This is a genomic window from Apibacter mensalis, assembly GCF_001418685.1.
Taxonomy (GTDB): Bacteria; Bacteroidota; Bacteroidia; order Flavobacteriales; family Weeksellaceae; genus Apibacter; species Apibacter mensalis.
Genome location: NZ_LIVM01000027.1, coordinates 1 through 3342 on the forward strand (window position 1 = coordinate 1; position 3342 = coordinate 3342).

Consider the following 3342-nt stretch of genomic DNA (forward strand, 5'->3'; position numbering starts at 1 on the left):
TTATTTCTTTCTTCTATAAACACTTCTCCAAACGGTAAATATTCTACATGTTGTACGATTTCGCCGTCTAAGTTAGTTATATAACTTTCCCTCGCCACAGGCTGGCTCGTCGCTAAAATGCTTCTCATGCATTTTTCAACGCAACGCCCTCCTAATGGTCGGAGTGGTAAAAATACTAATTAGTTTAATGATAAAAAAATAGTTTTACTCTTTATTCCTTCTGTAACCTCGATAAATCTTCTTTTATTCAAGCTCTTATTCTCTACGATGAACCGGAATTGTGGGGTCTGAGTAATATGTAAATTATAATAAAAAAGAGGAGCATTAAATGCTCCTCTTTTCTTAGTTTTTTTAATTATTTATTAATCCTTAAATATAATTTCTCATTTTGTAATCTTCAAACGATTTTTTCAAATTGTTTTCTAATTGATTAAAATCACATTTTAATGAACTTGATGAAATAGTTATGGGTGTTCCATAATATCTCATGTTAAGTTTTCTCAACTTGTTTTTAATTATCCCATCAGAAAGATACAAATAAACATTAGGTTTTTTAACATATACCAATAAAAATTTTGTAGACATAACTTGATTTTTTTTAATAGATATAACATCATCCCATTTTATTTCACCTACTGAAGAATAACTTGAATGATCTATTATACCATATTTATCTATAACTAATCCTTTTTTTTTTCTTAGGAAAAGCTCCTTTGATATAATCAATATTACTGCTCCAAAAAATAATATAGATAATATTCCTGATAACCGTATTAAAAATACACTTTTAAACACTGGTGATACAAATTCTTTAGGATAAAAAATAAACAAAATACCTAGAAAAATAAATAATAATGCTATAAAAAATTGAATTATTACTTTTTTCTTACTTATGAAAATTTCAATTTTACTCATATAAAATTTTTACTTTAAACTTTCCTCTACTACTACTTCGGTTAATTCTGAGCCAATAAACCCTCCTGCTACACCTCCAACAAATCCCCCTACAATAGCTCCCGGTACAGCTCCAATACCTCCAAACCATACACCTACAGATGCTCCTACTTCAGCACCTACAGTTGCTCCTGCCCAAGATCCAACTATTCCTCCTGCTACTCCTGCTGTTGCAATTTGTGCATTACGTCCGTATGCCCAATTATCTTGAGACATTCCATAGGCTATCTGCCCAGCATTTATCATATGCCCAATAGGGCCTGTTACTTTGGTGATTCCTTTTCCATATTTAAGTAATGGGACTGTCTTCACATATTGATTTCCATAAAATACCCTTCCTTTAAAGGTCTCTAAATATAACTTTCCATTCGTTCCCAATCTTGTCTTTCCTGAATTATTAACTAAAGATCCTCCTATATTGTCAAATATGTCATTCACTTGCCCTATTACACTTAAGGTACTATTTCCATTTGTTTTTTTATTCCCTACCACTAAAATTGCTTGCTCCACTTCGTTAGTATCTAAAGAACGCGAATAACTCACACTGTTTCGGTAATCATCAATACTGAATGTTCCATCCTTTGCTTTATGTATTTTTCCATCAATTCCATGTTCTCTCCTGTACTGACGAGCTTCTTTCCTTGTTTCAAACAATCCGTACGGATCTACAAAGTTAGTTGGATTGTTAAAAGCGTAACGATACGGACTCATATTTGGTGCTAATTCTGCCAAAGGATCCACGCTCAACCATACACTCTCCCTCGGATTGTAGTATCTTGCGCCGTAATAGTATAACCCCGTCTCTTCATCCAACTCTTTACCATTAAACAAATAAGGGGTATTCCAACTGTTATTTCTTTCTTCTATAAACACTTCTCCAAACGGTAAATATTCTACATGTTGTACGATTTCGCCGTCTAAGTTAGTTATATAACTTTCCCTCGCGACAGGCTGGCTCGTCGCTAAAATGCTTCTCATGCATTTTTTAACGCAACGCCCTCCTAATGGTAGGAATGGTAAAAATACTAATTAGTTTAATGATAAAAAAATAGTTTTACTCTTTATTCCTTCTGTTACCTCGATAAATCTTCTTTTATTCAAGTTCTTATTCTCTACGATGAACCGGAATTGTGGGATCTGAGTAATATGTATACTTCAATATAAAACCCCGCAACTTGCGGGGTTTTGGCTTTTATTTAGGTTTTGCCCATTCGGGGCGTTCTTTCCAACCGCCCGGGGGGGCTTGCTTTATGCTATCCGGTACAGGGATATCCTGAAATATATCTGACTCTTTAGGATCTTCTAATGAAAATTGGATCAAATAATACCTCCCTTTTTTAGGATTTGCATCTTCGTCATGTATATCACCTCCTGAATATTTTTTACCGTTTACGGTATATTCATAACTTACTCGTTTATAAGATATTATAGGCCAATAGATCCGATCTATATATCCGATCGTGTAATTGCCATATCTTACCGGATAATGCTTATGATATAAGTATATGGTTAACACGATAAAAGGTATTATAACAAATAAATAATTCCATTTTGATTCCTTTTCAACTAAATAATAACGTAAAGTTTTTAAAAACTTATTCATTAGGGTATCTTTCTTAATCCAATTTATTTTGTATTACATTTACTCCATAATCCGGGGCATTCATAAGTACTGTTGCGGCTTTGCTTCCTGTTGTTTGGCCAAAGCGGACGCTGGTTTGCATATAAGTGCCGATTACGGTTCCTTTAAAAAATCGTGAACCACTGATTCCTGTAGCTGCCGCTCCCCCTATTACGCCTAAGGCTGCCTGGCTTAAAAACTTATCTCCATTAAGTGTTCCATTAAATATAGATACTTGTCTATCCATTGTTATTACTGTGGTTGCAGATAGCAGTGCATTGCCTACATAATTCATTCCAAAGCCGGCTAATCCACTTTGGGTTAAGTTGACGTCTCCTATAGCTTTGGCTATATCTCCTCCATTGGTAGTTAAGTTTGCCGCTGTTTGTACGGCTGCATCTGTTCCCGCTCTACCCAAAACGGCTGTAGTTGAACCTACTCCGGATAAACTAAAGAAGCCTGCTGCTATGCCTTCAAAAACTGCAAAGGGTCCGAAAATAACCCCCATTGCTCCTAACGTCCAGTTCTTTACATCTTGAGTATGCATTAACGGTTTTCCTCCAAAGGCATCTGTATAATGTTTATAGGCTGCTCTTGATCTTCTTTCTTTTTCTATTTGTTGTAACGTAGCTACATCTTGTCTTGGGATTCGTTGGCCTGTTACTACTATCTCCGGTATTTCGGTCGGATTATTCGGATCTACTCCCTCCCCTTTCATTCCCGTTGGGTCGGTATACTTAAGTGGATTTTGGTAGGTGTACTGATAC

The 3342-nt window shown here is 35.3% G+C and carries 4 protein-coding genes; all 4 read right to left on the reverse strand.

Annotation, left to right across the window (positions count from 1 at the left end):
* Window positions 1-369: 369 nt before the first annotated feature.
* Window positions 370-915, reverse strand: coding sequence for an STM3941 family protein (locus ASC36_RS10175; protein WP_055426383.1), 546 nt, complete (start codon window positions 913-915; stop codon window positions 370-372).
* 9 nt (window positions 916-924) lie between these two features.
* Entirely contained in the window at window positions 925-1932 is a 1008-nt protein-coding gene (locus tag ASC36_RS10985; RefSeq protein ID WP_055426384.1) for an RHS repeat-associated core domain-containing protein, read from the reverse strand.
* Between the two features lie 214 nt (window positions 1933-2146).
* Complete coding sequence (locus ASC36_RS10185) at window positions 2147-2557, reverse strand: hypothetical protein (RefSeq protein ID WP_055426385.1); 411 nt, start codon at window positions 2555-2557, stop codon at window positions 2147-2149.
* A 13-nt stretch (window positions 2558-2570) separates the two neighbouring features.
* Window positions 2571-3342, reverse strand: a 772-nt coding sequence (locus ASC36_RS10870) for a hypothetical protein (RefSeq protein ID WP_167336886.1), incomplete at its 5' end; no start/stop codon positions are given.

Coding starts and splice junctions, on each gene's coding strand:
- ASC36_RS10175 (WP_055426383.1), bottom strand. CDS start 915: ATGAGTAAAATTGAAATTTTCATAAGTAAGAAAAAAGTAATAATTCAA.
- ASC36_RS10985 (WP_055426384.1), bottom strand. CDS start 1,932: ATGAGAAGCATTTTAGCGACGAGCCAGCCTGTCGCGAGGGAAAGTTAT.
- ASC36_RS10185 (WP_055426385.1), bottom strand. CDS start 2,557: ATGAATAAGTTTTTAAAAACTTTACGTTATTATTTAGTTGAAAAGGAA.